At 71.9% G+C, this 23,271-nt stretch carries 23 protein-coding genes; 14 read left to right on the forward strand and 9 right to left on the reverse strand.

Annotated features, from left to right (window positions below):
- Positions 1-8: 8 nt before the first annotated feature.
- Positions 9-695, reverse strand: a complete 687-nt coding sequence (locus tag ACUP6Y_RS15055) for an HD domain-containing protein (RefSeq protein WP_462551561.1) — start codon at positions 693-695, stop codon at positions 9-11.
- Between the two features lie 65 nt (positions 696-760).
- On the reverse strand, positions 761-1,666 hold the full coding sequence (locus ACUP6Y_RS15060) for an RDD family protein (protein ID WP_462551562.1): 906 nt from the start codon (positions 1,664-1,666) through the stop codon (positions 761-763).
- Between the two features lie 27 nt (positions 1,667-1,693).
- On the opposite strand from ACUP6Y_RS15060, the gene cls reads away from it, so the two are divergent.
- Complete coding sequence (gene cls / locus ACUP6Y_RS15065) at positions 1,694-3,166, forward strand: cardiolipin synthase (protein ID WP_462551563.1); 1,473 nt, start codon at positions 1,694-1,696, stop codon at positions 3,164-3,166.
- A 15-nt stretch (positions 3,167-3,181) separates the two neighbouring features.
- Here the strand turns inward: cls and ACUP6Y_RS15070 are convergent, their stop codons facing one another.
- Positions 3,182-3,673 carry an Lrp/AsnC family transcriptional regulator gene (locus tag ACUP6Y_RS15070; protein WP_462551564.1) on the reverse strand — a complete coding sequence of 164 codons (492 nt, stop codon included), beginning with the start codon at positions 3,671-3,673 and terminating at the stop codon, positions 3,182-3,184.
- Positions 3,674-3,702: 29 nt separating this feature from the next.
- Here ACUP6Y_RS15070 and ACUP6Y_RS15075 point away from each other — a divergent pair, with 29 nt between their 5' ends.
- The gene (locus tag ACUP6Y_RS15075; protein WP_462551565.1) at positions 3,703-4,599 is read left to right on the forward strand and encodes a phenylalanine 4-monooxygenase; all 897 of its coding nucleotides are present in this window, start codon (positions 3,703-3,705) and stop codon (positions 4,597-4,599) included.
- A gap of 18 nt (positions 4,600-4,617) precedes the next feature.
- On the opposite strand, the gene ACUP6Y_RS15080 is transcribed toward ACUP6Y_RS15075, so the two are convergent.
- A complete protein-coding gene (locus tag ACUP6Y_RS15080; protein WP_462551566.1) occupies positions 4,618-5,544 on the reverse strand; it encodes a LysR family transcriptional regulator in 927 nt (308 codons plus the stop codon).
- Positions 5,545-5,619: 75 nt separating this feature from the next.
- Here ACUP6Y_RS15080 and ACUP6Y_RS15085 point away from each other — a divergent pair, with 75 nt between their 5' ends.
- The gene (locus ACUP6Y_RS15085) at positions 5,620-6,954 is read left to right on the forward strand and encodes an FAD-dependent oxidoreductase (protein WP_462551567.1); all 1,335 of its coding nucleotides are present in this window, start codon (positions 5,620-5,622) and stop codon (positions 6,952-6,954) included.
- A gap of 419 nt (positions 6,955-7,373) precedes the next feature.
- On the opposite strand, the gene pruA is transcribed toward ACUP6Y_RS15085, so the two are convergent.
- Both pruA and ACUP6Y_RS15095 read right to left on the reverse strand, forming a co-directional pair.
- Complete coding sequence (gene pruA / locus ACUP6Y_RS15090; protein WP_462551568.1) at positions 7,374-9,011, reverse strand: L-glutamate gamma-semialdehyde dehydrogenase; 1,638 nt, start codon at positions 9,009-9,011, stop codon at positions 7,374-7,376.
- A gap of 25 nt (positions 9,012-9,036) precedes the next feature.
- Positions 9,037-9,966, reverse strand: coding sequence for a proline dehydrogenase family protein (locus tag ACUP6Y_RS15095; protein WP_462551569.1), 930 nt, complete (start codon positions 9,964-9,966; stop codon positions 9,037-9,039).
- An 82-nt stretch (positions 9,967-10,048) separates the two neighbouring features.
- Here ACUP6Y_RS15095 and ACUP6Y_RS15100 point away from each other — a divergent pair, with 82 nt between their 5' ends.
- Together ACUP6Y_RS15100 and ACUP6Y_RS15105 are read left to right on the forward strand one after the other, a co-directional pair.
- Positions 10,049-11,191 (forward strand): PucR family transcriptional regulator, encoded by a 1,143-nt coding sequence (locus ACUP6Y_RS15100; RefSeq protein WP_462551570.1) that lies wholly within the window; start codon positions 10,049-10,051, stop codon positions 11,189-11,191.
- Between the two features lie 181 nt (positions 11,192-11,372).
- Entirely contained in the window at positions 11,373-11,825 is a 453-nt protein-coding gene (locus ACUP6Y_RS15105; protein WP_462551571.1) for an HNH endonuclease, read from the forward strand.
- 24 nt (positions 11,826-11,849) lie between these two features.
- Here the strand turns inward: ACUP6Y_RS15105 and ACUP6Y_RS15110 are convergent, their stop codons facing one another.
- The 3 genes from ACUP6Y_RS15110 to ACUP6Y_RS15120 are packed head-to-tail and all read right to left on the reverse strand — an operon-like array spanning position 11,850 to position 13,437.
- Positions 11,850-12,176: a DUF202 domain-containing protein gene (locus ACUP6Y_RS15110; protein ID WP_462551572.1), complete on the reverse strand. Its 327-nt coding sequence runs from the start codon at positions 12,174-12,176 to the stop codon at positions 11,850-11,852.
- Positions 12,173-12,535 carry a YidH family protein gene (locus ACUP6Y_RS15115; protein ID WP_462551573.1) on the reverse strand — a complete coding sequence of 121 codons (363 nt, stop codon included), beginning with the start codon at positions 12,533-12,535 and terminating at the stop codon, positions 12,173-12,175. Before ACUP6Y_RS15115 ends, ACUP6Y_RS15110 begins: the two co-directional genes overlap by 4 nt.
- Entirely contained in the window at positions 12,532-13,437 is a 906-nt protein-coding gene (locus tag ACUP6Y_RS15120) for a LysR family transcriptional regulator (protein WP_462551574.1), read from the reverse strand. Before ACUP6Y_RS15120 ends, ACUP6Y_RS15115 begins: the two co-directional genes overlap by 4 nt.
- Before the next feature lie 234 nt (positions 13,438-13,671).
- Between ACUP6Y_RS15120 and ACUP6Y_RS15125 the strand changes: the two genes are divergently transcribed.
- The 9 genes from ACUP6Y_RS15125 to ACUP6Y_RS15165 all read left to right on the forward strand — a co-directional run bounded on the left by ACUP6Y_RS15125 (position 13,672) and on the right by ACUP6Y_RS15165 (position 23,242).
- On the forward strand, positions 13,672-14,676 hold the full coding sequence (locus ACUP6Y_RS15125; RefSeq protein WP_462551575.1) for an ABC transporter substrate-binding protein: 1,005 nt from the start codon (positions 13,672-13,674) through the stop codon (positions 14,674-14,676).
- Positions 14,677-14,690: 14 nt separating this feature from the next.
- Entirely contained in the window at positions 14,691-15,479 is a 789-nt protein-coding gene (locus ACUP6Y_RS15130) for an ABC transporter permease (RefSeq protein WP_462551576.1), read from the forward strand.
- Complete coding sequence (locus ACUP6Y_RS15135) at positions 15,476-16,249, forward strand: ABC transporter permease (RefSeq protein WP_462551578.1); 774 nt, start codon at positions 15,476-15,478, stop codon at positions 16,247-16,249. The genes ACUP6Y_RS15130 and ACUP6Y_RS15135 overlap by 4 nt, the downstream gene beginning before the upstream one ends.
- A 32-nt stretch (positions 16,250-16,281) precedes the next feature.
- Entirely contained in the window at positions 16,282-17,067 is a 786-nt protein-coding gene (locus ACUP6Y_RS15140) for an ABC transporter ATP-binding protein (RefSeq protein WP_462551581.1), read from the forward strand.
- Entirely contained in the window at positions 17,064-18,647 is a 1,584-nt protein-coding gene (locus ACUP6Y_RS15145) for a sulfatase family protein (protein ID WP_462551582.1), read from the forward strand. Before ACUP6Y_RS15140 ends, ACUP6Y_RS15145 begins: the two co-directional genes overlap by 4 nt.
- Before the next feature lie 16 nt (positions 18,648-18,663).
- Complete coding sequence (locus tag ACUP6Y_RS15150; RefSeq protein WP_462551583.1) at positions 18,664-20,307, forward strand: amidohydrolase; 1,644 nt, start codon at positions 18,664-18,666, stop codon at positions 20,305-20,307.
- A gap of 173 nt (positions 20,308-20,480) precedes the next feature.
- Positions 20,481-21,476 carry a hypothetical protein gene (locus ACUP6Y_RS15155; RefSeq protein ID WP_462551584.1) on the forward strand — a complete coding sequence of 332 codons (996 nt, stop codon included), beginning with the start codon at positions 20,481-20,483 and terminating at the stop codon, positions 21,474-21,476.
- Between the two features lie 27 nt (positions 21,477-21,503).
- Positions 21,504-22,675, forward strand: a protein-coding gene (locus tag ACUP6Y_RS15160) for an IS3 family transposase (protein ID WP_462556739.1) whose coding sequence is annotated in 2 segments (ribosomal slippage) — positions 21,504-21,756 and positions 21,756-22,675 — 1,173 coding nt in all. Because the reading frame shifts where the segments join, the coding sequence is not laid out codon by codon here.
- 42 nt (positions 22,676-22,717) lie between these two features.
- Positions 22,718-23,242 carry a hypothetical protein gene (locus ACUP6Y_RS15165; protein ID WP_462551586.1) on the forward strand — a complete coding sequence of 175 codons (525 nt, stop codon included), beginning with the start codon at positions 22,718-22,720 and terminating at the stop codon, positions 23,240-23,242.
- The last annotated feature ends 29 nt before the right edge of the window (positions 23,243-23,271 follow it).

Consider the following 23,271-nt stretch of genomic DNA (forward strand, 5'->3'; position numbering starts at 1 on the left):
CGCCGAGGCTACGCCAGCGCGATCCGCTGCGGCGTGGAGTCGATCGACGCCACGGCGGCGAGGCCGAGGGCGAGGGTGCGGCCGGCGTCGCTCAGCAGGTGGTCGTGGACCCGGCTGGCGATCAGCCGGTGCGCCTGCTCGCGGGTCAGGCCGAACCAGCCCATCACCGTGTCGACGCCGTGCGGGGTGAGCCGCCAGAGCTTGTCGGCGTCCTTCATCAGCGCGTCGTCGAGGTCGATCGCCTCCCGGCGGCTGTCGTGGCCGTCGACGATCGCGACGATCCGCTCGGTGCGCCCCTCGTCCCAGCCGACCTCCGCCAGCACCTCGCGCGCGATCCGGGCGCCCTCCTTCTCGTGCCGCAGCACCAGGTCGGGCCGGCCGCCGCCGGGTGCGATCGCCCCGAGGATCTCCGGCTCGGGCACCTGCGACCAGCCGGTGTCGTGGAGCAGGATCGCCGGCAGCACCACGTCGGGATCGGCCTGCGGCGTCAGGTCGAGCAGCGCCCGGCCCAGGCCGTAGGCGTAGATCGTGTGGACGTCGTTGTCGCGGACCCCGAGATGACGCACGGCGCGCTCCCAGATCGCGCCGTGCCGGTCGTCGAGCGCGTACACGCCGCGCAGCCCGTCGGCCGCCGGCAGGTACCCGGTGACGTCCCGGCCGAGGTCGTTGCGGGTCGGCGTGAGTTGCGGCAGCACCTCTGCAGCCAACCGCCAGCCGCCCCACGGCGGCAAGTCACCGCTTCCGGTGGCCGGAAGCCGGTTCAGGCCGCGTCGTGCGCGCGCAGGTACGCCGTCAGCGGGCCCGGCAGCTGCGCCGGCCGATCGCCCCAGTCGTAGACCACCGTGGTGCGGGCGATCAGGTCGTGCAGCGCGCGGTGGTCGCGCCGCAGCACGACCGGCAGCAGGCCCAGTCCGAACAGCGAGGTGCTCAACGGGAAGGCGATCACCCGCACCACCGCGGCCACCGGCCCCAGCGGCCGGCCGTCGCGCGCGACCACCTTGAGTCCCACGACCGCCTTGCCGACGGTGCGGCCGGCGACGGCGGTGCCGACGGCGACGTACAGCGCCGCCCAGCCGAGCAGCACGATCGACGCCACCGCGCCCGTCCCGTCCTCGAGCGAGGCACCGAAGATCGCGTCGAGCAGGAAGGCGGTCAGCCCCACCCCGATCGAGTACGACGCCAGCGCGACCCCCACGTCGATGGCGAGCGCCGCGGCGCGACCGACCGGGCCGGCGTACCTGCCGGTCACCGTCGTCCGGCTCATCGCTCCCGTCAGCAGGACCGGTCCGAGCGGCATCGGTCCGCGGCGGCGCAGGACCCGGTCGGCGATGCCGGTGACCATCGTGTCGAGGCCGGCGACCTGGCTGCGCGCGACGTCGAGGGTGCGACCGGCCAGGTTGCCCGTCGTCTCGGCGACGATGTCGGGGATCCCGGCCCGCTGCACCAGCGCCTCCACGTCGGCGCGGGCGAGCAGCCGGTCGACGTCGACCCGGTCCAGCAGCCGGTTGACGTCGACCCGCTCGAGCAGGTGGTTGACGTCGATCTGGTCGAGGACGGCGTCGATGTCGACGTGCTCGAGGATCTCCTCGACCGGCATGGCATCCACCACCTTGCCGGTGACCGCGCCGGCGACACGGCTGAACAAACCGGGCTCTGGGGGCGTCATGGGGTCAGGATTCCATAGGGTTCCCCCATGAATTGGCTCGTTCCGACGTCGACGCTCGGATGGATCGTCTTCAGCCTCGACATGGCGCTGCGTCTGGTCGCGCTGGGGATCATCCCCGGCAACCGGAAGCCGTCGACCGGCATGGCCTGGCTGCTGCTCATCCTGATCGAGCCGATCATCGGGTTCTCGATCTTCCTGCTGTTCGGCCGGATCCGCCTCGGCAACCGCCGGATCACCCGCCAGCGCACCGCGATCGCCGCCATCCAGGAGCGCAGCGACCGGCTCCCACTCTCGTTCGACAGCAGCCGGCTGCCCGCCGCGATGGCCGGCGTCGCCACGCTCAACCACAACCTCGGTGCGCTCCCGATCACCGGCGGCAACGAGATCGAGCTGTGGCCCGACTACCGGGCGCTGATGACCGAGATGGCCCGCGAGATCGACCGGGCTCGCAGCCACGTCCACGTGCAGTTCTACATCACCGCCTGGGACGAGGTGACCGACCCGGTGTTCCAGGCGATGATCCGCGCGAGCGAGCGCGGGGTCGACGTACGTCTGCTGTTCGACCACATCGGCTCGCGACGGATCCCCGGCTACCAGACGATGGTCAAGCGGCTGCGGCGCACCTCGATCGCCTGGCACCCGATGCTGCCGATCAAGCCGCTGCGTGGCCGGTTCCGCCGCCCCGACCTGCGCAACCACCGCAAGATCCTCGTCGTCGACGGCAGCGTCGGCTTCACCGGCTCGCTCAACCTCACCGAGCCCGGCTACAACAAGCCGGCCAACCACCGGCTCGGCCGCGAGTGGGTCGAGCTGATGGTGCGTCTGGAGGGCCCGGTCGTCGGCGCGCTCAACGCCGTCTTCGCCTCCGACTGGTACGTCGAGACCGGTCGCATCGTCGACCTCGTCGCCGTCCACGGCCAGCCGGACCGCCGCCCCGAGGAGGTCTTCGACGTCCCCTGCCAGGTGGTGCCGAGCGGCCCCGGCATCGTCGCCGAGAACAACCTGCGGATGTTCACCACGCTGCTCTACGCCGCGACCGAGCGGATCTCGCTGACCTCGCCGTACTTCGTCCCCGACGAGTCGCTGCTCTACGCCGTCACCACCGCCGCCGAGCGCGGCATCGACGTCGAGCTGTTCGTCAGCGAGGTGTCCGACCAGTTCCTCGTCGGGCACGCGCAGGCGTCCTATTACAAGGCGCTGCTCGAGGCCGGGGTGCGGATCTACCAGTACCCGGCGCCGTACATCCTCCACTCCAAGCACTTCACCATCGACGACCAGGTCGCCGTGGTCGGCTCGAGCAACATGGACATGCGCTCGTTCGCGCTCAACTACGAGGTGTCGCTGATGATGCCGGACCCCGCCGTCGTGGCGAAGATGCGCCGGGTCGAGGATGCCTACCGCGCCCTGTCCAAGGAGCTCACCCTCGACGCCTGGCAGGAGCGCTCGGCCGGCGCGAGGTACGTCGACAACGTGGCCCGGCTGACCGCCGCCCTCCAGTAGCGGCGAGCCGGCCGCTCACCCGTGGCCGACGTGCTCCTCGAACACCAGCACGGTCTGGGTGGCGACCACCTCGGGCAGCGCCTGGATCCGCTCGAGCACCAGCTCGCGCAGGTGCTCCGCGTCGCGGGCGCGGACCAGGATCACGCAGTCGAAGTCGCCCGCGACGAGCGCGACGTGCGCGGCCTCCTCGATCGCCCACACCTTGGTGCGAAACGACTTCCAGGTGTTCTGCTTGATCCGGACGTGGATGTACGCCGGCAGACCGAGGCCCAACGCCGCGTGGTCGACGTCGATGGTGAACCCGCGGATCACGCCGGTGTCGACGAGCCGCTTGACCCGCGCGTAGGCGCTGGCCCGGCTCACGCCCAGCCGCTCGGCGACCTCCCGGATCGAGGTCCGCGAGTCCGCGCGCAGGACGTCCAAGATTCCACGGTCGACGCCATCCATGCGAGACATATTGCCACCGATCGACCATGCTGTCCGCCAATCGTCTGAGTCTGCTGGCATTTGTGTGGACCGAGTCACAGACTGCAGTCATGTTCGAGGAAGGCCAGTACTTCGCCCCCGTGACCGCCGACGAGGACGGATCGCTCAAGGTCCACCTCGGCGCCGACCACCCGGGCTTCGCCGACCCGGCGTACCGCGCCCGCCGCGACGCCCTCGCCACCCTCGCCAGCAGCTGGCGTCCCGGCGAGCCGTGCCCGGCTGCCGCGTACACCGACGACGAGCACGAGGTGTGGCGCGTGGTCAGCGAGGCGCTGGTGACCAAGCACCGCGCGTACGGCTGCCGCGAGTTCCTGGACGGCAAGGAGTCCCTCGGCCTGCCGATCGACCGGATCCCCCAGCTCGCCGAGGTCAGCGAGTGGCTGGCGCCGCTGACCGGCTTCAGCTACCGACCCGCCGCCGGCCTGGTGCCGCTGCGCGACTTCTACGGCTCGCTCGCCGACCGGGGGTTCTGGTCGACGCAGTACGTCCGCCACCACTCGGTGCCGCTCTACACGCCCGAGCCCGACGTGCTGCACGAGGTCGTCGGCCACGGCAACACCCTCGCGAACCCGCGCTTCACCGCGCTCTACGAGCTCGCCGGCCAGGCCTCCCGCCGGGTCCGCAGCACCGAGGCGCTCGAGTTCGTCAGCAAGGTCTTCTGGTTCACCCTCGAGTTCGGCGTGCTGTGGGAGGCCGGCGAGCTCAAGGCGTACGGCGCCGGCATCTTGTCCTCCCCCGGCGAGATCGAGGCGTTCCGCGGCATGACCATCCGCCCGCTCGACATCGCCACGATGGGCACCCAGCTCTACGACATCACCGACTACCAGGACGTGCTGTACGTCGCGGACTCGTTCACCCAGCTCGAGGACGTCGTCGGCGGCTTCTGGGCCGAGTGCACCGACGACTCGATCGCCGAGATCCTCACCCGGACCCCGGCCCACGCCTGACCTGACCCCAGCCCGGGGTCAGGTGCGAGAGCTGCGGGCGGCCCACGCGACCAGCTCCCGGGCCGGTCCCTCCGCCGGCTGCGGCCCGCCCTTCCACACCGCGTGCAGTCGGCGGGTGAGGTCGAGGCCGGTGACGGTGATCCGGACCAGCCGGCCGGTGGCCAGGTCGTCACGCACGGCATGGGCCCCGACGGCCGCGGGGCCGGCGCCGGCGGCGACGGCAGCGCGGACAGACGCCGTGCTCGACAGCTCGAGGACCGGCGTCGCCCGGGGCAGGTCGGCAAGAGCCCGCTCCAAGACGGTGCGGGTACCCGACCCCGCCTCCCGTACGACGAGCGGCGTGGCCGCGAGCGTCTCCGCGCTCACGCGCCGGCGGGAGCGCAGCGCCCACGGGTGGGCGGGGCCGACGACCACGAGCAGCTCGTCGGTGCCGACCAGCCGGCGACGCAGGCCGCGCGGCGCCTCGGGCCCCTCGACGAAGCCGAGCACCACGTCGCCGGCCTGGACCAGCTCGGTGACCCGCCCGGTGTTGGTGGCCGTCATCGTGATCTCGGTGGGCTGCTGGCCGCGCTGCACCTGCTGGGCCCGCAGGCCGACCAGCCAGCCGGGCAGCAGGTGCTCGGCGATGGTCAGGCTCGCGGCGATGTCGAGGTGGCCGCGGCGGTCCGCCCGGAGTGCGGCGATGCCGGCGTCGAGCTCCTGGGCGGCGTCGAGCACCCGGTCGGCCCACTGCACGACCAGCTCGCCGGTCGGGGTGAGCTCCGAGCCGCGCTTGCTGCGGGTCACCAGCGGCTCCCCGACCAGCGCCTCCATGGTCCGCACCCGCGAGGACGCGGCCTGCTGACTGATGCCGAGCTCGGTCGCGGCGGCCCCGAGCGAGCCGGTTCGCGCGACCACGACCAGCAGCTCCAGGGCCCTGAGATCGGGGACGTGAGGTCCGAGCATGTCACAAGGTTACCTTGTGAGCACCCAACCACAACCTCGTTCTGTGAACCGGTGCGGCCGTCCAGAATCGACAGCATGACTCTCCGTGTTGCGATCGTCGGCGGTGGCCCGGCCGGCATCTACGCCGCCGACATCCTCACCAAGGCCGAGGCCGACGTGTCCGTCGACATCCTCGAGCGGCTCCCCGCTCCCTTCGGCCTGGTCCGCTACGGCGTCGCGCCGGACCACCCGCGGATCAAGGAGATCATCAAGGCACTGCACCGCGTGCTCGCCAAGCCGGAGGTCCGCTTCCTCGGCAACGTGGAGTACGGCGTGGACGTCAAGCTCGAGGATCTGCGCGAGTTCTACGACGCGGTCGTCATCTCCACCGGCGCGATGGCCGACCGTGACCTCGGCATCCCCGGCGAGGAGCACTCGTACGGCGCGGCCGACTTCGTCTCCTGGTACGACGCCCACCCCGACGTCCCGCAGGAGTGGCCGCTCGACGTGACCAGCGTCGCCGTACTCGGCGTCGGCAACGTCGCCCTCGACGTGGCGCGGGTGCTGGCCAAGACCGGGGACGAGATGCTCGTCACCGACATCCCGGCCCACGTCCACGCGGGGCTGAAGGCCAAGACCATCACCGACGTCCACGTGTTCGCGCGCCGAGGACCGGCGTACGCGAAGTTCTCGCCGCTGGAGCTGCGCGAGCTCAACCACTCGCCCAACGTCGAGGTGATCGTGCATCCAGAGGGCTTCGACGTCGACGAGCACGGCATGGCGCACATCGCCGAGCACAAGTCGCAGAAGATGGTGCTCAACACGCTGACCAGCTGGGTCGGGGCCGACCCGGTCGGCAAGCCGCACCGGATCCACCTGCACTTCGCCGAGGCGCCGGTCGAGATCGTCACGGACGCCGACGGCCGGGTCAGCACGCTGCGCACCGAGCGCACCCACTCGCCCGGCGCCGACGGCCGGGTCGAGGGCACCGGCGAGGTGACCGACTGGGACGTCCAGCAGGTCTACCGCGCCGTCGGCTACCGCAGCAGCGCGCTGCCCGGCCTACCCTTCGACGACCACGCCGCCGTGATCCCGAACGACGGGGGCCGGGTCCTCGACCTCGACGGCGCCCCGATCCCCGGCACCTACGTGACCGGCTGGATCAAGCGCGGTCCGGTCGGGCTGATCGGCCACACCAAGAGCGACGCGGCCGAGACCGTGGGGCACCTGCTCGCCGAGACCCGGCCGACGGCGACCGCGCGGCGCACCGAGGACGTCGACGCGTACTTCGCCGAGCGCGAGGTCGAGGTCGTCACCCACACCGCGTGGGAGCGTCTCGACGCCCACGAGATCGCACTGGGCGAGGCCGAGGGCCGGACCCGGGTGAAGGTCGCGACCCGCGACGAGATGCTGGCCGCCGGCCGCGACTGACGGCATCCTCGTGGCCCGCGCTGGGCCGGGGCACAGCCGTCGCACAGGGACGGTGCGCAGCATCGGGGCGTGACCCGCAACCCCTCGTTGCCACCGGCGCGGGCAGCGCCGCGGTCGCCACCACCGACGAGCTGCGCGCCGCGATCTCCGCGCACGACGCCGGCAACCGGGTCGCGGTCACCTGGACCACGGCCGCCGGGTCGACCGAGTCGGCCACCGTCACGCTCGGTGAGGCGCCGATCTCCTGCGCCGCGGCTCTCGTCACCGGCGGCGATCTCGACCGCCCGGTTCACGAGAGCGAGTTCGATCGCGCCGGGCTCCGGCGCCGACGGGCTGGAGGGGCAGCCCAAGCCGTTGAGTCGCCGCGTTCTCGCGTTGAGCCCGGGGCAACTCGACGTGAGTCCGGGGCAAGTCGACGGTCAGGACATGTGCGGGTAACGGTGGTCGGTGGGCGAGACGAGCGTCTCCTTGATCGACCGGGCCGAGGTCCAGCGCAACAGGTTGAGCGGCGAGCCCGCCTTGTCGTTGGTACCGGAGGCGCGGGCGCCGCCGAAGGGCTGCTGGCCGACGACCGCGCCGGTGGGCTTGTCGTTGACGTAGAAGTTGCCGGCGGCGAAGCGCAGCTCGTGGGCCGCCCAGTCGATGGCCGAACGGTCGGTGGCGAGCACCGAACCGGTGAGGGCGTACGGCGCGGCCGACTCCGCCTGGCGCACGACGTCCTCGAAGGCGCCGGGGCGGCGGTCGTCGTACACGTGGACGACGAGGATCGGGCCGAAGTACTCCGTGGAGAACATCTCGTCGGCCGGGTCGTCGGCGACCACGACGGTGGGCCGCACGAACCAGCCGACGCTGTCGTCGACGGTCCCGCCGGCGACGATCTGGAGACCGGACGTGGCCCGCGCCCGCTCGATGGCGGCCTGGTGCTTGGCGAACGCGCGGGCGTCGATGACGGCGCCGGTGAAGTTGGCGAAGTCGGTCGGGTCGCCGACCGGCAGCGCATCGGTCTGGGAGGCCAGGTCGGCCCCCATGCGCGCCCACAGCGACGCGGGGACGTACGCGCGCGAGGCGGCCGAGCACTTCTGGCCGGAGTACTCGAAGGCGCCCCGGATCAACGCCGTGCGCAGCACGTCGGGGTCGGCCGAGGGGTGGGCGATGACGAAGTCCTTGCCGCCGGTCTCGCCGACCAGCCGCGGATAGGTCCGGTACGACGACAGGTTGGCCCCCACGGTCGACCAGAGCCTCTGGAAGGTCGCGGTGGAGCCGGTGAAGTGGATGCCGGCGAGGTCGGGGTGCGCGAGCGCGACCTCGGAGACGGCGAGCCCGTCGCCGGGCAGCATGTTGATGACGCCGGGCGGCATCCCGGCCTCCTCGAGCAGCTCCATGGTCAGCGACGCGGCGAGCTGCTGGGTGGGCGACGGCTTCCAGAGCACGGTGTTGCCCATCAGCGCGGGCGCCGTGGGCAGGTTGCCGGCGATCGCGGTGAAGTTGAACGGCGTGATCGCGTAGACGAAGCCCTCGAGCGGTCGGTGGTCGGTGCGGTTCCACACGCCCGGGGCGTTCCGGATCGGCTGCTCGGCGAGGATCTCCCGGGCGAAGTGGACGTTGAACCGCCAGAAGTCGATCAGCTCGCAGGCCGCGTCGATCTCGGCCTGGAAGGAGGTCTTCGACTGGCCGAGGACCGTGGCGGCGTTGAGCCGCTGCCGCCACGGGCCAGCGAGCAGCTCGGCGGCACGCAGGATGACGGCGGCACGCTCGTCGAACGGCAGTGCCTGCCAGCCGGGCGCGGCCTCGCGGGCCGCGGCGATCGCCGACGTGGCGTCGTCGGCGGTGCTGTTGCGCAGCACGCCGAGCACCTTCTGGTGGGCGTGCGGCTCGACGACGGCGATCTCCTCGCCGCCACCGGCGACCTTCTCGCCACCGATGTGGGCGTCGAGCTGGCGCGTCGTACCGCCGAGCGCGTCGAGCTGCGCGACCAGCTCCTCGCGCTCCGCACTGCCCGGGGCGTAGGTCAGGTTCGGCTCGTTGACCGGGGCCGGCGGGGTGGTGATGGCGTCCATGTCAGGTCCTCTCTCGGGAGACGGCTCAGCGGTGCGCGAGGGCGCGCAGGAAGAAGGCGACATTGGCGGGCCGCTCGGCCAGCCGGCGCATGAAGTACCCGTACCAGTCGGTGCCGAACGGGAGGTACACGCGCATCCGCACGCCCTCGTCGACCATCCGCTGCTCGAGCTCGGGCCGCACGCCGTACAGCATCTGCGCCTCCCACCGATCGGCCCCGCGGCCGGCCGCGGCCGCCACCGCGCGCTCGAGCATCGCCGGGTCGTGGGTGGCGATCATCGGGTAGCAGTCGGAGCTCATCAGCGCATCGACAGCGCGCTCGTAGGCGTGGTCGACCTCGGCCTTGCGCTGCAGCGCGACCGACTCCGGCTCGCGGTAGGCCCCCTTGACCAGCCGGATCCGGGCGCCGGTGCCGTCGAGGTCGGCGATGTCGGCGGGGGTACGGCGCAGGTTGGTCTGCAACACGTTCCCCACGAACGGGTACGACGCGCGCAGGGCGGCGCCGATCGCGAGCGTCGAGTCGACGGTGGTGTGGTCCTCCATGTCGAGGGTGACCGTGCAGCCCAGCGCGGCGGCCGCGTCGGCGATCTCGGCGGCATGGTCGGTGGCGATGGTCGTACCCCCGGGAAGGGCCTGGCCCATCGCGGAGAGCTTGAGCGAGACGTCGGCGCCGGCGGCGCAGCCCGCCTCGTCGAGAGCGGTGAGCAGGGCGCGGTAGGCCTCGCGCATGGCGCGGGCGCCGGCCAGGTCGAGGACGTCCTCGCCGAGCACGTCGATGGTGACCGCGCGGCCGGTGCCCACCAGGCGGCGGGTGGCGTCGACCGCGTCGGCGGTGGTCTCGCCGGGCACGAACCGGTCGACGACCCGGCGGGTGGGCGGGAAGGACTCGACCGCGCGGCGGGCACGGGTGCTGCGGGACGCGCGGTTCAGGGTGTGGCTCAGGGCCTGGTCGAGCATGCCTCCACGCTAGGAGCGTGCCGGGTCACAGGGAACGGACATCTGTCACAGGTTTTCGGGGATGTGGTGAGACACTTGTCCGGTGAGCTCGCTCGACGACCTCGTGGAGGACATGGCCCGGCTGACCGACGCCCCCTGCACCCTCGAGGACCCGGACTTCCGGCTGATCGGGTTCTCCGACCACCGCGGCGACGACGTCGTGGACTCGATCCGGCAGCGCTCGATCCTGCAGCGCCGCTCGAGCGACGACGTGCGGGCCTGGTTCCGCGGTCAGGGCATCGAGGACTCCCCCGGTCCGCTGCGGACGCCGGCCGACGCCGACCTCGCGATCGTGGCCCGGCTCTGCGTCCCGGCCCGGCACCTCGGCCGGGTCCACGGCTACTTCTGGCTGATCGACCCCGACGGCCGGATCCCGGAGTCCACCTGGCCCGAGGCCACCCGGATCGCCGAGTCCGCGGCCCGGCTGCTCAACGTGGCCGAGCGCCGTCAGGCCCATCGCGACGCGCTGTTCCGCGAGCTGGTCGAGGGCGGTCGCCTGGCCGCACGGGAGTCGGCGGTCGACCTGGCCCAGGCCGGCGGCCTCGACCTGCAGGAGCCGGTCAGCTGCGTGCTGCTCGAGCGCCCCGAGCTGCTCGACCAGGTCGCCAGCCGCCCCTCGCGCACCGGCGTGGTGTGGGTCCGGTCCAGCCCCGGTGTGGCCTGCGCCGTCGTCCGCTCCTCCCTCGTGTCCGCCGACGGCGGGCTCACCGACCTGCTCGCCGTCCTCGGCCTCGGCCGCCGCGTCGACAGCCTGGACCGGATCACCCGCGCCGCCACCGGCCCGAGCGTGCCCGGCATCGACGCCCTCGCCGCCGCCCACCGCGGTGCCCGGGTCAGCCTCCGCGTCGCCCGCACCGCCGAGCCCGGCACCGTCGTGCGCTGGGAGTCGCTCGGCCCACTCGCCCTGCTCGGCGTCACCCGCGACGACGACCTCGAGGCCGCCGTCATCGACCCGCGGGTGCGCGCCTTCCTCGCCACGGGGGCGGCCGACGTCCTCCACACCGTGCGGGTCTGGCTCGACGAGGCCGGCAGTGCCGGGCGTACCGCGACGCGGCTCGCCGTCCACCGACAGACCGTCTACCACCGGATCGGGCAGGTCGAGCAGGCCACCGGCTACGACCTCGCCCGCGGCCCGGACCGGCTCCGGCTGCACCTCGCGCTGGAGCTCGCGCCGTACCTCACCTGAGCCTGCGCCGTACGGCAACCCCGAAATCGGTGGAGGCGGGCGCGGGGGCCGACGTACATTCGAGGGGTCGGACCTCGCGCAGAGGTCTCCTGCCCGTCATGCCTTCGTGGCCGAACGGAAATACGGACCCTGGACGATCCATCCGACAGGCGCCGTCCGACCAGGCGGAGACGGGAAGGAGGTGACGGCGGCCGTGGCGACCGTGATGCTGCTCAACGCCTCCTACGAGCCGCTCGGCACGGTCACCTTCCAGCACGCGGTGCGGATGCTGTTTCGCGAGGTCGCCACCGTCGAGGAGGCGCACGAGGACCGGATGATCGGGCCACACCCCTGGCCACGGGTGATCCGGCTGGTGCGCTACATCGCCGCGAAGTGGATGTACCGCCCCGCGGCGTACTCCCGCAGCAACGTGCTCCAGCGCGACCGCCACCGGTGCTCCTACTGCGGTGCATACGCGACCACCATCGACCACGTCCTTCCGCAGAGCCGCGGTGGCGGGTGGACCTGGCTGAACACGGTTGCCGCCTGCAGCCCCTGCAACGGGCGCAAGGCCAACCGCACCCCCGCCGAGGCGGGCATGCGGCTGCGGCTGGACCCGTTCGTGCCGACCCGGGCACAGCTGGCCCTCACCTGAAGCCGCCCTGGCGGGCGCGTGCAGTCAGACCAGGACGAGCACCAGCGAGCCCAGGCCGACCAGGGCACCCAGCGCGGCCACCGCGGCGGGGAGCCGGCCGTCGAGGTCGCGGCGCAGCGCACCGCCGGCTCGGCTGCGGGGGTGGCGGCGGGCGACGCCGGCCAGCGCGACGGTCGCGACGAGGGCGCCGACGGCGACCACGAGGAGTGCGACCGCGCCGTGGACGGGGAGCAGGACCCGGGCCTCGACGAGGAGCAGGGCGAGCAGCGAGAGCACGCTGCGCGACCATGCCAACCGGGTGCGCTCGGTCTGGGTGCCGTGCTCGGCAGGCGTCGTGGCCGATGTCGTCATGAGGTTCCCAGGGTGAGCGCGACCAGCGCCAGCCCGCCGGCGGCGACCAGCGCCACCAGGGCCAGGCCGAGCGGCAGGCCGGGCAGGGGGCGCGACTCGCGCAGCGCCCGCTCGTTGGCCATCCACCGCAGCCAGGCCAGCCCGCAGCCCGCGACACCGGCGAGGACCAGTGCGGCCGCGATCCAGCGACGCGGGCTCTCGGGCAGGGCGCTGGCCAGCGAGTCGAGGGCGACGCCGGCGGCCATCAGGGCCAGGGCGGTGCGGATCCAGGCGAGGAAGGTCCGCTCGTTGGCGAAGGTGAACCGGGGGTCGGGCTCGGCGCCGAGGTCGTAGACGCTGCGCGGGCGGCGCACACTCACGGCTGCTCCCCCTCGGCACCGAAGGGGGCCATCTCGAGGGCGAGGTCGATGAAGGCCCGCGCCGCGGGCGACAGCGGACCCTCGCGGCGCACGATCCCGATCTCGTGGGCGACCGTGGGCGTCGTACCGACGACCTTGGCGCCGAGCTGGGCGGCCTCCTGGGCCATGTGGCGCGGGAGCAGCGAGGCGCCGACGCCGGCCGCGACCAGCTTGGGGATGGTGGCCCGGTAGATGGTCTCGACCACGATCCGCGGCTCGGTGACGTTGGCGATCGCGAGCGAGTCGTCGAGCCGCTTGCGGGAGGCGGTGCCGGGCGGGGTCGCGATCAGCGGGAGCTCGGCGAGCACCGACAGCTCGACCGGTCCCGGGCCGGGGTCGGGGCTGTCGGGCGGCAGCACCAGGAAGAACTCCTGCTCGCCGAGGGCGATCGCCTGCAGGCCGGTGGTCGCGGAGGGCAGCCGGACCACGCCGATCTCGCACTGGCCGCCGCCGACGATCGCCGCGGCGCCGCCGGGCACGTCGCAGTCGGTGATCCGCACGTTGATGCCGGGGTAGAGCTGGCTGAACCTCCCCAGCAGCGCGGTCAGCGGATGCGCGGCGACCGTCGGCGTGGAGGCGATGTCGAGGGTGCCGTCGTACCCGCCGCGGACCTTGGCCACCGCCGCCCGGGCCACGGCGTGGTCGCGCAGCACCTGGCGGGCCGGCGAGAGCAGCGCCTCGCCCGCGGCGGTCAGCTTGACCTTGCGCCCGAGCCGGTGGAACAGGGTGACGCCGAGGTCCTTCTCGAGGGCCGCGATCGCCTGCGACAGCGACGGCTGGGTGACGTGGACCGCCTCCGAGGCCCGACCGAAGCCGCCGTGGTCGACGACGGCGACGAAGTACTCGAGCTGGCGGCGTTCCATGCCTCCACTGTACGCCGACAGATAGGTGTTGGCTATCGAACCCTCCACCCGTCGGGTCCCTTCCTCGGGCAGGTCGCGGGTCCGTCGCGGCCTTCAGTGCGGTTTCGCGCATCCACTCATAGGACATTCCTATTGTTCGGGTACGAAGTTTCCATTAGACCTCCCGGCCCGGGGCGCAGCACCCTGGTGTGACCTCGGATACACCGACACCGTCCCGCCCCACCTGGAGGACTCATGAAGACCCTGCGCACAGGGCTCGTCGCCGCCACTGCCTCGCTCGCCCTCGCCCTCACGGCCTGCGGCGGCGGAGGCGACGAGCGCAAGACCGCGGACGGGCTGGAGGTCGTCACGGTCGCCTACACCCCGATCTTCTCCGTCGGCGCCCTCCAGCTCGGCATCGACCAGGGCTTCTTCGAGGAGCAGGGCCTGCAGCTCGAGCTCCAGCAGGTCGCCAACCCGCCCAGCGGCATCGCCGCCGTCGCCGGCGACCAGGTCGACGTCAACTACACCCCGTCGATCCCGTTCGTGAACGCCATCGCGAACGGCGTCCAGCTGGAGATCGTGGGCGCCGCCGACGGCTACGCCGAGGGCACCAAGGCCGAGGTGGAGGCCGACCCGGCCCTCGGCCTGAAGCACGACGACACGGCCGTGGTGGTGCCCGAGGGGTCCGACATCAAGCGTCCCGCGGACCTCGAGGGCAGGACCGTCTCGATCCCCGCCCGCGGAGCCCAGCTCGAGGTCACCATCGCCGCGGCGGTCGAGGCCGACGGCGGCGACCCGGCCAAGGTCGACTGGATCACCCTCGACTTCCCCAGCGCGGTCAGCTCGCTCGGCTCCGACCGGGTCGACGCCGCCGGCCTCGTGGTCCCCTTCGTCACCCAGGCCGTCCAGGCCGGCAACCGGATCCTCGCCACGCCCGGCGTCGAGTTCTTCGACGACGGCGCGATCGGCCTGTGGGTCACCTCCGCCGCGCTCGCGAAGAAGGACCCCGAGCTGGTGAAGAAGTTCCAGGCAGCCGTCGAGGAGACCAATGCGTACGCCGCCGCGCACATCGACGAGGCCCAGCAGGCCGCCGCGACCGTCCTCAAGACCGACCTCGCCGTGGTCCAGGCGGGCTCGGCACCGGCGTTCCCGACGACGGTCGACCCGGCCGACGTGCAGTCGGTGATCGAGCGGATGAAGGAGCTCGGCTACCTGAAGAAGGACATCGACGCCGCGTCCCTCGTCTTCGGCAGCTGACGGAGGCGACGACGATGACCACCCTCCGTCCCGGCACCGTGCGGCGCTACGCCGTCGGCGCGGCCAGCATCGCGGTGACCGCCCTGCTGTGGCAGTGGGCCGTCACCGGCCCGCTGGCGGACAAGCCGTTCGCCACCGTGCCCGAGATCCTCGGCCGGCTCCGCGACTTCGCGGGCGACCCGGAGTTCTGGGCCTCACTCGGCGAGACCTTCCGGGTCGCCGCGATCGGGCTGGTCCTCTCCGTGCTGCTCGGCGTCGGCGCGGGCCTCCTGGTCGGCCAGTCCGACCTCGCGTACCGCAGCACCCGGGTGCTCGTCGAGTTCCTCAAGCCGATCCCGCCGATCGTGATCTTGCCGCTGCTCGTCCTCGTGCTCGGCCCGACCGGTGACATGGGCATCTTCCTGGTCGCCTTCGGCGGCATGTTCCCACTGATCACCCAGACCGCCCACGGCGTGCACGACGTCGACCCGGTCGCCGCCGAGACGGCGCGCTCGTTCCGGCTCACCCGCTGGCAGCGGGTCCGCACCCTGGTGGCGCCGACGGCCCTGCCGTTCGTGGCGACCGGCGTCCGGATCAGCGCGAGCGCCGCGCTGGTCATCGCGCTGGTCTCCGAGATCATCGGGGGCGCGCCGGGGTTGGGCAAGGACCTGGTCCTGGCGCAGACGACCGGCGACTACCCCGCGATCTACGCCCTGGTGGTGACCTTCGGCGTGCTCGGCGTCCTGGTCAACACGCTCCTCGCGGTGGTCGAGCGGCGCGCGCTGTTCTGGCACGCCTCGGTCCGCTCGGAGGTGCCGGCATGAGCCGCCGGATCCGCCTCGTGGCCCTCGAGCTGTGGCTGCCCGTGCTCGTCGTCGCCGGGTGGTGGGTGTGGTCGGCCGGTGCCGCCGAGCCGTTCTTCCCGCCGCTGCGCGACATCCTCCAGCGCTTCCGCGAGATGTGGGTCTTCGACCAGTTCGTGACCGACGTGCTCCCGAGCCTGCGCAACATGGCGGTCGGCTTCGGGATCGCGACCGTCGTCGGCATCGCCGTCGGCCTGGTGCTGGCCCGGATCCGGCTGCTGCGCGAGGCGCTCGAGCCGCTCATGCACTTCGTCCGGGCGACCCCCGGCGTCGCCCTGGTGCCGATCTTCATCCTCCTGCTCGGCTTCGGGCCGACCATGAAGATCTCGATCATCGCCGCCGCGGCGGTCTTCCCGACGATCATCGCGACCATGGACGGCGTGCGCAGCGCCGACCCGGTCCTGCTCGACATCTCGCGCGCCTACCAGCTGTCCCGCCGGCAGCGGGTCACGCAGGTCCTCCTCCCGGCGGCCGGCCCGCAGATCTTCGCGGGCCTCCAGGTCAGCCTGCAGGTCGCGTTCGTGGTGATGATCGCCAGCGAGATGCTCGGCTCCACCGAGGGCATCGGCGCCCTCACCCTGCTCGCCCAGCAGAGCTTCGCGGTGACGGACATGTGGTCCGGCATCGTCCTGCTCGGTCTCCTGGGCTATCTCGTCAACCTCCTCTTCCTCCTCGTCCGCGGCCGGGTCCTGCACTGGTACGACGGCGCCCGAAAGGCGGCTCAAGAATGATCACGACCACCATCACGACAGGGGCTCCGACGATGAGCGAGCAGCAGCGCCAGGTCCGGCTCTCCATCGAGGGCCTCCACAAGGGGTACGGTGCCGGCCCGGCCCGCAAGGAGGTGATCTCCGACCTCACCTTCGACGTCCACGCGGGCGAGTTCGTCTGCATCGTCGGCCCGTCCGGTGCCGGCAAGACCACGCTGCTCAAGTGCCTGACCGGTCTGCACCCGGCCAGCTCGGGCGCCGTCCGCCTCGACGGCCGGGTGGTCGACGGACCGCCCCGGCAGATGGCGCTGGTGCTCCAGGAGTACACCCGCTCGCTGATGCCGTGGCTGACCGTGGAGAAGAACGTCCGGCTCCCGCTGGCCAACCTCAAGATCGGCCGGGCCGAGCGCGAGCAGCGAGTCACCGACGCGCTGCGCGAGGTGGGTCTGTCCGACGTCCGCACCAGCTATCCGTGGCAGCTCTCCGGCGGCATGCAGCAGCGGGTCGCCATCGCGCGCGCACTGGCCTACCGGCCCGAGGTGCTCGTGATGGACGAGCCGTTCGCGTCGGTCGACGCGCAGACCCGCGCGGACCTGGAGGACCTGATGCTCAAGGTCCGCGAGGACTTCGGCATCACCATCGTGCTGGTCACCCACGACATCGACGAGGCGGTCTACCTGTCCGACCGGGTCGTGGTCGTCACCAAGGGCCCCTGCACCGTCGACGAGATCATCCCGGTCGAGCTGCCGTTCCCTCGCGACCAGATCGAGACCAAGTCCGACCCGCGCTTCGTCGACCTGCGGGCGCGCGTCTTCTCGCGGATCAAGGCCTCCGCGTGAGCAAGGTCCGCGGCGTCGTCGTCCTGGTCGCCGACCAGCTCCGGGCCGACCACCTCGGCTTCGGCGGCGGCCAGGTGCCGACACCGCACCTCGACGCGCTCGCCGCGAGCGGCACCGTCTTCGACCAGGCGTACGTCGCCAACCCGACCTGCATGCCCAACCGGGCCACGATCGCGACCGGTCGCTGGCCCTCGACCCACGGCACCCGCACCAACGGGGTCACCCTGGACTGGGACGCGCAGACCTTCATGCGCTCGATGCAGCGCACGGGGTGGCACACCGCCGCCGTCGGCAAGCTGCACTTCCAGACCATGGGCTGGCCCTATGAGGACGACCAGCTCGCCGACATGGCGCGACACGCGCCCGAGCTGGTCGACGCCGCGCTGGTCGACGCCGTCGAGCGCGGCCGCCCGGCCCAGTGGGACACCTGGGAGAGCTTCGACCGGCACCGGCCGGCCCATCTCGAGCTGCCGCCGGACTACTACGGCTTCGACACCGTCGACCTGGTGATCGGCCACGGCGACGCCCCGGGCGGCCACTACGCCCACTGGGCGCGGGCCCGCGGCCTCGACCCGGACACGGTGCGGGTCATGGGCGACGCGCTGGTCGGCTACCCCGGCTGGGACCAGGTCTACCGCTCCGAGGTCCCGGTCGCGCTGCACCCGACGACCTACGTCACCGAACGGGCGGTCGACCGGCTCGAGCAGCTCGCCGCGGGAGACGCGCCGTTCTGCCTGTTCGTCTCCTACCCCGACCCGCACCACCCCTTCGCCCCACCGGGCGACTACTGGCACCGGGTCGACCCGAGTGCCGTCGAGCTGCCCGCGACCTTCTTCGACGGCCACGACCGCTCCCCCGAGCACGTCCGGCGGATCGTCGCCGACCGCGGCCGGCCCGCGGCCGACCCGACGATGACCTGGTCGCCGACCGAGGAGCAGTACCGGCACGCGCTGGCCGCCGAGCTCGGCCTGGTCTCGCTGCTCGACGACAGCATCGGCCGGATCCTCGGGCGCCTCGACGACCTCGGCGTCGCCGACGACACCGCGGTCGTCTTCACCGCCGACCACGGCGACCTGTTCGGCGACCACGGGCTGATGCTCAAGCACTTCGTCCACTACCGGGGCGTGACCCGGGTGCCGCTCGTCGTACGAGCGCCAGGGGGCGACGCCGGCCGGTCCTCGGCCCTGGTCAGCAGCGCGGACATCGCGCCCACCCTGCTCGACCTGGGCGGCGTGCCGGCGTACCGCGGGATCCAGGGCACCAGCCTGCGCCCGCTGGTCGAGGGCCGGGCCGGCGCCGTACGGCCGCGGCTGCTCGTCGAGGAGGACCAGCCGTTCGGGCTCCCGGGCCTGCCGGGACCGGTCCACATCCGCACGCTGCTGACCGAGGACGCCCGGCTCACCGTGTACGGCGGCCACGACACGCGCGAGCTCTACGCTCTCGACGACGACGCCGACGAGACCACCAACCTGGCCGACACCGTCGACGGCGCGGCGCTCCAGGCGCGGCTGACCGCCGACCTGGCCGCCGAGCTGATCCGGCTCAGCGACACCGGCATCCGCCCCGCCGCCTCCGCCTGACCCCCGAAGGAGCCCCGTGCATCCCGACCTGATCCTCCACTCCGGCACCGTCTTGAGCGTCGACGCCGCGTTCTCGACGCACTCCGCGGTCGCGGTGCGCGGCGACCGGATCCTCGCCGTCGGCGACGACCGTGAGGTCCGCGACCTGGCTGGTCCCGGCACCCGGCTCGTCGACCTCGCCGGGGGCACGGTGCTGCCCGGGCTCAACGACTCGCACCTGCATCTGCAGTGGTGGGGACTGGCCCGCTCGCAGGTCGACCTGTCGGCGGCGGGCTCCCTCGACGAGGCCCGCGAGCTGGTACGACGTCACGCGGCCGCGCAGCCCGAGGGCGCCTGGGTGCGTGGCCGGGGCTGGCACGAGCGGGTCCTCTCCGGCGACGGCCCGCTCGGCCCGACCGCGGCGATGTTCGACGAGGTGTGCGGCGGCCGGCCGATGTTCCTCGAGCACTTCAGCGCCCACGGCGGGCTGCTCAACACGCTCGGCCTGCGGCAGGCCGGGATCACCGCCGCGACGGTGGCACCGTCCGGCGGCGAGGTGGTCCACGACCCGGCCACGGGCGAGCCGACCGGCGTGCTCAAGGAGGCGGCGCTGCAGCTGCTCGACGGCGTCCTGCCCGCACCGAGCGCGGCCGAGCGCCAGGACGCCGTCGCGGACGCGATCGCCGAGCTGAACCGGCGCGGGGTCACCAGCGTGACCGACCCGATCGTGACCCCGGAGATGCTGCGCGACTACGTCGCGCTGCGCCGCGGGGGCCGGCTCTCCGCGCGGCTGACCACCCTGCTGCACTGGACCTGGCCGTCGGTCCAGACGCCGCTGGGTGTGCTGGAGCAGGCGATGCGCTATGTCGGCTCGACCACCGGGCTCGGCGACGACCTGCTGCGCATCGGCGGGTGCAAGCTGATCGCCGACGGCGTCGCGGCGCTGGGCACGGCGTGGATGTCGGCGCCGTACCACCACGAGGGGACCTGCGGCTCGCTGGTCACCGAGGGCGCCGACGACGCCGAGCGGGTCGCCGCGCTGCACGCCCTGGTCCGGCTGCTCCACCAGCACCGGTTCCAGGTCCAGGTCCACGCGACCGGGGACCGGGCCTGCGACACGGCGGTGGAGGCGCTGGTCGCCGCGCTGAGCGAGGACCCGTGGCCCGACGCGCGCCACGTCCTGATCCACGCCAACCTGCCCTCGGCCGCCAGCGTGGCCGCGATGGCCGAGCACGGCATCCTCGCCAACGTCAACGCGCTGGTGAAGTGGCAGGCCGCGGCCGGCCTGGTCGGCGTGATCAGCGAGGAGCAGTGGCACCGGATGATGCCGGCCCGCTCGATGGCCGACGCCGGCGTCGTCGTCTGCGACGCGTCCGACGCCCCCATCACCGACCCGGACTGGCGCCTGGCGCTGCAGATGCTCACCACCCGGGTGCCCCGCGGCTCCGAGGGCCCGTGCGGTCCCGCCGAGCGGCTCACCCGCGAGCAGGCGATCCGCGCCTGGACCGCGAACCCGGCCTGGCAGGACCATGCCGAGCACGACAAGGGCAGCATCGAGCCCGGCAAGCAGGCCGACCTGTGCGTCCTCGCCGAGAACCTGATGGCCGTCCCCGACGAGGACCTGCACGCCGTCACCCCGGTGCTGACCGTGCTCGGCGGCCGGGTGGTGCATGAGGCCTGAATACGCGTGCTGGCCTACAGCCTCGGGTCGACGAGGTCGCGCAGCACGTGGACTCGGCGGAAGCCCCAGAACGTCGAGACCGCACCACGCGGTGCGTCGTCCGGCCACTGCGCGATAGCGAGGGGCCTGTGGAGAGGCTGGTGTTCGAACATGTGTTCGAGTAGAATCGTGGCATGGACTCGGACCTCTCCAACGCCACACCGGAGCAACTGCTCCACGCGGCCGAAGACAGCGTCCGCGACGCCCGGCTCCTCGAGGTCCGCAAGCTCGAGGTCCTGCTCGCCTGGGCCGATCTGCACTCCGGTGACCCGCAGGACCAGCCCAACGCGGTACCGGTCAAGCGTGGCGGGCCACGCCTGATCACGCTGGGTGGGGACGGGACACCCCAGGTCGCGGACCTGGCGTTGGTCGAGATGGCGATCGCCCGCCACGAGAGCGTGATGGCGACCCGCAGTGCGCTCGCCGACGCGTTCGACCTACGCCACCGACTCCCGACAGTGTGGGCCGGTGTCCGCGACGGACGCTGCGAGCTGTGGGTGGTCCGCAAGATCGCCCGGATGTCACGACGCCTGGATCGCCACCAGATCCACATCGTCGACACCGCCCTCGCGGCCGCGTTGGACGAAGCCCCGGGTCGGATCCTGACCATCGCCGAGGCCAAGATCATCGAAGCCGACACCGTCGCCCACCAGGCCCGGATCCAGGCCAACCAGGCCAAGAAGGGCGTCTGGTACCCCCAGCCCCGTCCCGGCTCCCAGATCGACGACCGGCTCGACGGTGCTGACAACACCGCTGGCCTGGGGACCGTGTTCGCGCGGATCGACGAAGCCGACGCACGCGCGCACCAACAGATGGTCGAGGACCTCGCCACCGCCCTGGCCGAACACGCCAAGACCCCCGACGGAGCCGAACCACTGGGCGTGGATCACTGGCGAGCCGAGGCCTTCGCGATGCTCGCCGACCCCGCCGCCGTCCTCGCGTTCCTCCAGACAACTCACCAAACAACTCGGGACGGTTGCAGCACAACCTCCTCGACGACCGAACACCCAGACCCAGAGGAGGTCGTGCAGCGTGCCTCACGAGAGCGCCGCAGCACAACCGCGGACCTGGTCGTCCACCTCGCCATGGTGACACGCTCCGCGCTTCTCGGACAGTTGGCCCCAAGATAGAATTCTTGGGATTGACTGAAAGGCAATATTCCGTTGGCTGCGAAGAAGTATTCTCAGGAGTTCAAGGACGCGTGTGTCCAGGAAGTGATCAGGACTTCACAGCCGATCGCTGTGGTGGCCCGCGAGAACGGGGTTGTCGAGCAGACGCTGCGTAACTGGGTGAACGCGTACAAGAAGGCGCATCCAGTTCCGGAGGCGGAGTTGTCGGTTTCGGAGCGTGCCCGTTTGAAGGCGCTCGAGGCCGAGGTGCGTGAGTTGCGCGCTGAGAACGAGTTCTTGGGAAAAGCAACGGCCTTCTTCGCGAAGAAGCACCGGTGAGCGTGAAGTACGCGTTCATCGAATCCGAAGAGGGCAACTATCCGCTGATCTCGATGTGCCGCTGGGCGGGTGTGTCCCGATCGGGGTACCACTCGTGGAAGACCAGGCCGCCGTCGGCGCGGGCGGTGCGAAGGGCCGAGCTTGCCGTGCTGGTCCGGTTCTCGTTCACCGAGTCTGATGAGACCTACGGCTACCGACGGGTCCATGCCGACCTGCTGCGGTGGGGTCACGACGTTGATGACGAGACAGTCCGTTCGATCATGCGCGAGCTCGGTCTGGTGGCCTGCCAGCCCCGTCCATGGCGTCCGGTCACGACGATTGCCGGCGACGCCGGCGAGACTCCCGACCTCGTCCGACGCGACTTCACCGCTGCGGCGCCAGCTTCCAAGCTCGTCGGCGACATCACCTACATCCGCACCTGGCAGGGATGGTTGTACCTGGCGACCGTGCTGGACTGCTTCACCAAGAAGGTCGTGGGCTACGCGATGGCCGACCACATGCGCACCGAGTTGGTCACCGCCGCGTTGGATATGGCTGCACGCAATGGTCATATCCGTCCCGGAATTACCATCATGCACACCGATCGCGGCACTCAATACACGTCGGACGAATACGCGAAACACGCCACACGGCTCGGGATATTGCGGTCCGTTGGGCGCACCGGGATCTGTTATGACAATGCTTGGGCGGAATCGTTCAACTCGACCCTGAAGAACGAGCGAGTTCACCGGACCTCGTACCCCACTCGCGATGCTGCTCGGTTTGACATTACCCGCTATATCGAACTACGGTATAACGCCAGAAGGCTTCACTCTGCGGTCGGTTACCGCACCCCGAACGAGGTCGAAGAAGCTTGGTACGCAGCGCATAGCGCCGCGTAATCAACCACCGAAATTCACTGTCCGAATTTCGCGGGGCGGCTCATGGACCAGGGCGGGGTCTTCGGGCCCGTCGCCCGCGTCGAAGGCATCGGACCGAGACTCCTGGCCCAGGTCCGCGACCTGCTCGCCCGTCACGCCCACGTCACCCTCACCCCGGTCGTCGACCTGCACACCGGCAGGTCGGTCAACGGCTACGAACACCCCACCGACGTCAAACACCGCACCCAGCTCCGCACGATCGGGGACGTGTTCCCCCACGCCGCGACCATCTTCACCAAACACGGCCGGGCCCCGGACCACGACCACACCCTCGCCTACCACCCACACGGACCACCCGGGCAGACCGGTGACCACAACGACACCCCACTGACCCGACACCACCACAGAGCCAAGACGCATGTCCGCGGGTACACCGTGCTGCAACTCGGACCCAACACGTGGATCTGGGGCACACCCCACGGCCTCTACCGCCTCGTCACCGGCGGCGGCACCCGACCCATCACCCAAGCCGAGTACCACCTCCACACCCAGCAGGCGATCACCCTCGCCGCCGACTACGCCGCCTGACGCTCGCCGTCCTGCTCCGGTCGTGCGGA

The sequence above is a fragment of the Nocardioides sp. S5-5 genome (assembly GCF_054954065.1).

Coding starts and splice junctions, on each gene's coding strand:
- ACUP6Y_RS15070 (WP_462551564.1), bottom strand. CDS start 3,673: ATGCCAGCAGACTCAGACGATTGGCGGACAGCATGGTCGATCGGTGGC.
- ACUP6Y_RS15130 (WP_462551576.1), top strand. CDS start 14,691: ATGACCACCCTCCGTCCCGGCACCGTGCGGCGCTACGCCGTCGGCGCG.
- ACUP6Y_RS15085 (WP_462551567.1), top strand. CDS start 5,620: ATGACTCTCCGTGTTGCGATCGTCGGCGGTGGCCCGGCCGGCATCTAC.
- ACUP6Y_RS15095 (WP_462551569.1), bottom strand. CDS start 9,966: ATGCTCGACCAGGCCCTGAGCCACACCCTGAACCGCGCGTCCCGCAGC.
- ACUP6Y_RS15060 (WP_462551562.1), bottom strand. CDS start 1,666: ATGACGCCCCCAGAGCCCGGTTTGTTCAGCCGTGTCGCCGGCGCGGTC.
- ACUP6Y_RS15155 (WP_462551584.1), top strand. CDS start 20,481: ATGGACTCGGACCTCTCCAACGCCACACCGGAGCAACTGCTCCACGCG.
- pruA (WP_462551568.1), bottom strand. CDS start 9,011: ATGGACGCCATCACCACCCCGCCGGCCCCGGTCAACGAGCCGAACCTG.
- cls (WP_462551563.1), top strand. CDS start 1,694: ATGAATTGGCTCGTTCCGACGTCGACGCTCGGATGGATCGTCTTCAGC.
- ACUP6Y_RS15075 (WP_462551565.1), top strand. CDS start 3,703: ATGTTCGAGGAAGGCCAGTACTTCGCCCCCGTGACCGCCGACGAGGAC.
- ACUP6Y_RS15080 (WP_462551566.1), bottom strand. CDS start 5,544: ATGCTCGGACCTCACGTCCCCGATCTCAGGGCCCTGGAGCTGCTGGTC.
- ACUP6Y_RS15140 (WP_462551581.1), top strand. CDS start 16,282: ATGAGCGAGCAGCAGCGCCAGGTCCGGCTCTCCATCGAGGGCCTCCAC.
- ACUP6Y_RS15125 (WP_462551575.1), top strand. CDS start 13,672: ATGAAGACCCTGCGCACAGGGCTCGTCGCCGCCACTGCCTCGCTCGCC.
- ACUP6Y_RS15110 (WP_462551572.1), bottom strand. CDS start 12,176: ATGACGACATCGGCCACGACGCCTGCCGAGCACGGCACCCAGACCGAG.
- ACUP6Y_RS15165 (WP_462551586.1), top strand. CDS start 22,718: ATGGACCAGGGCGGGGTCTTCGGGCCCGTCGCCCGCGTCGAAGGCATC.
- ACUP6Y_RS15135 (WP_462551578.1), top strand. CDS start 15,476: ATGAGCCGCCGGATCCGCCTCGTGGCCCTCGAGCTGTGGCTGCCCGTG.
- ACUP6Y_RS15120 (WP_462551574.1), bottom strand. CDS start 13,437: ATGGAACGCCGCCAGCTCGAGTACTTCGTCGCCGTCGTCGACCACGGC.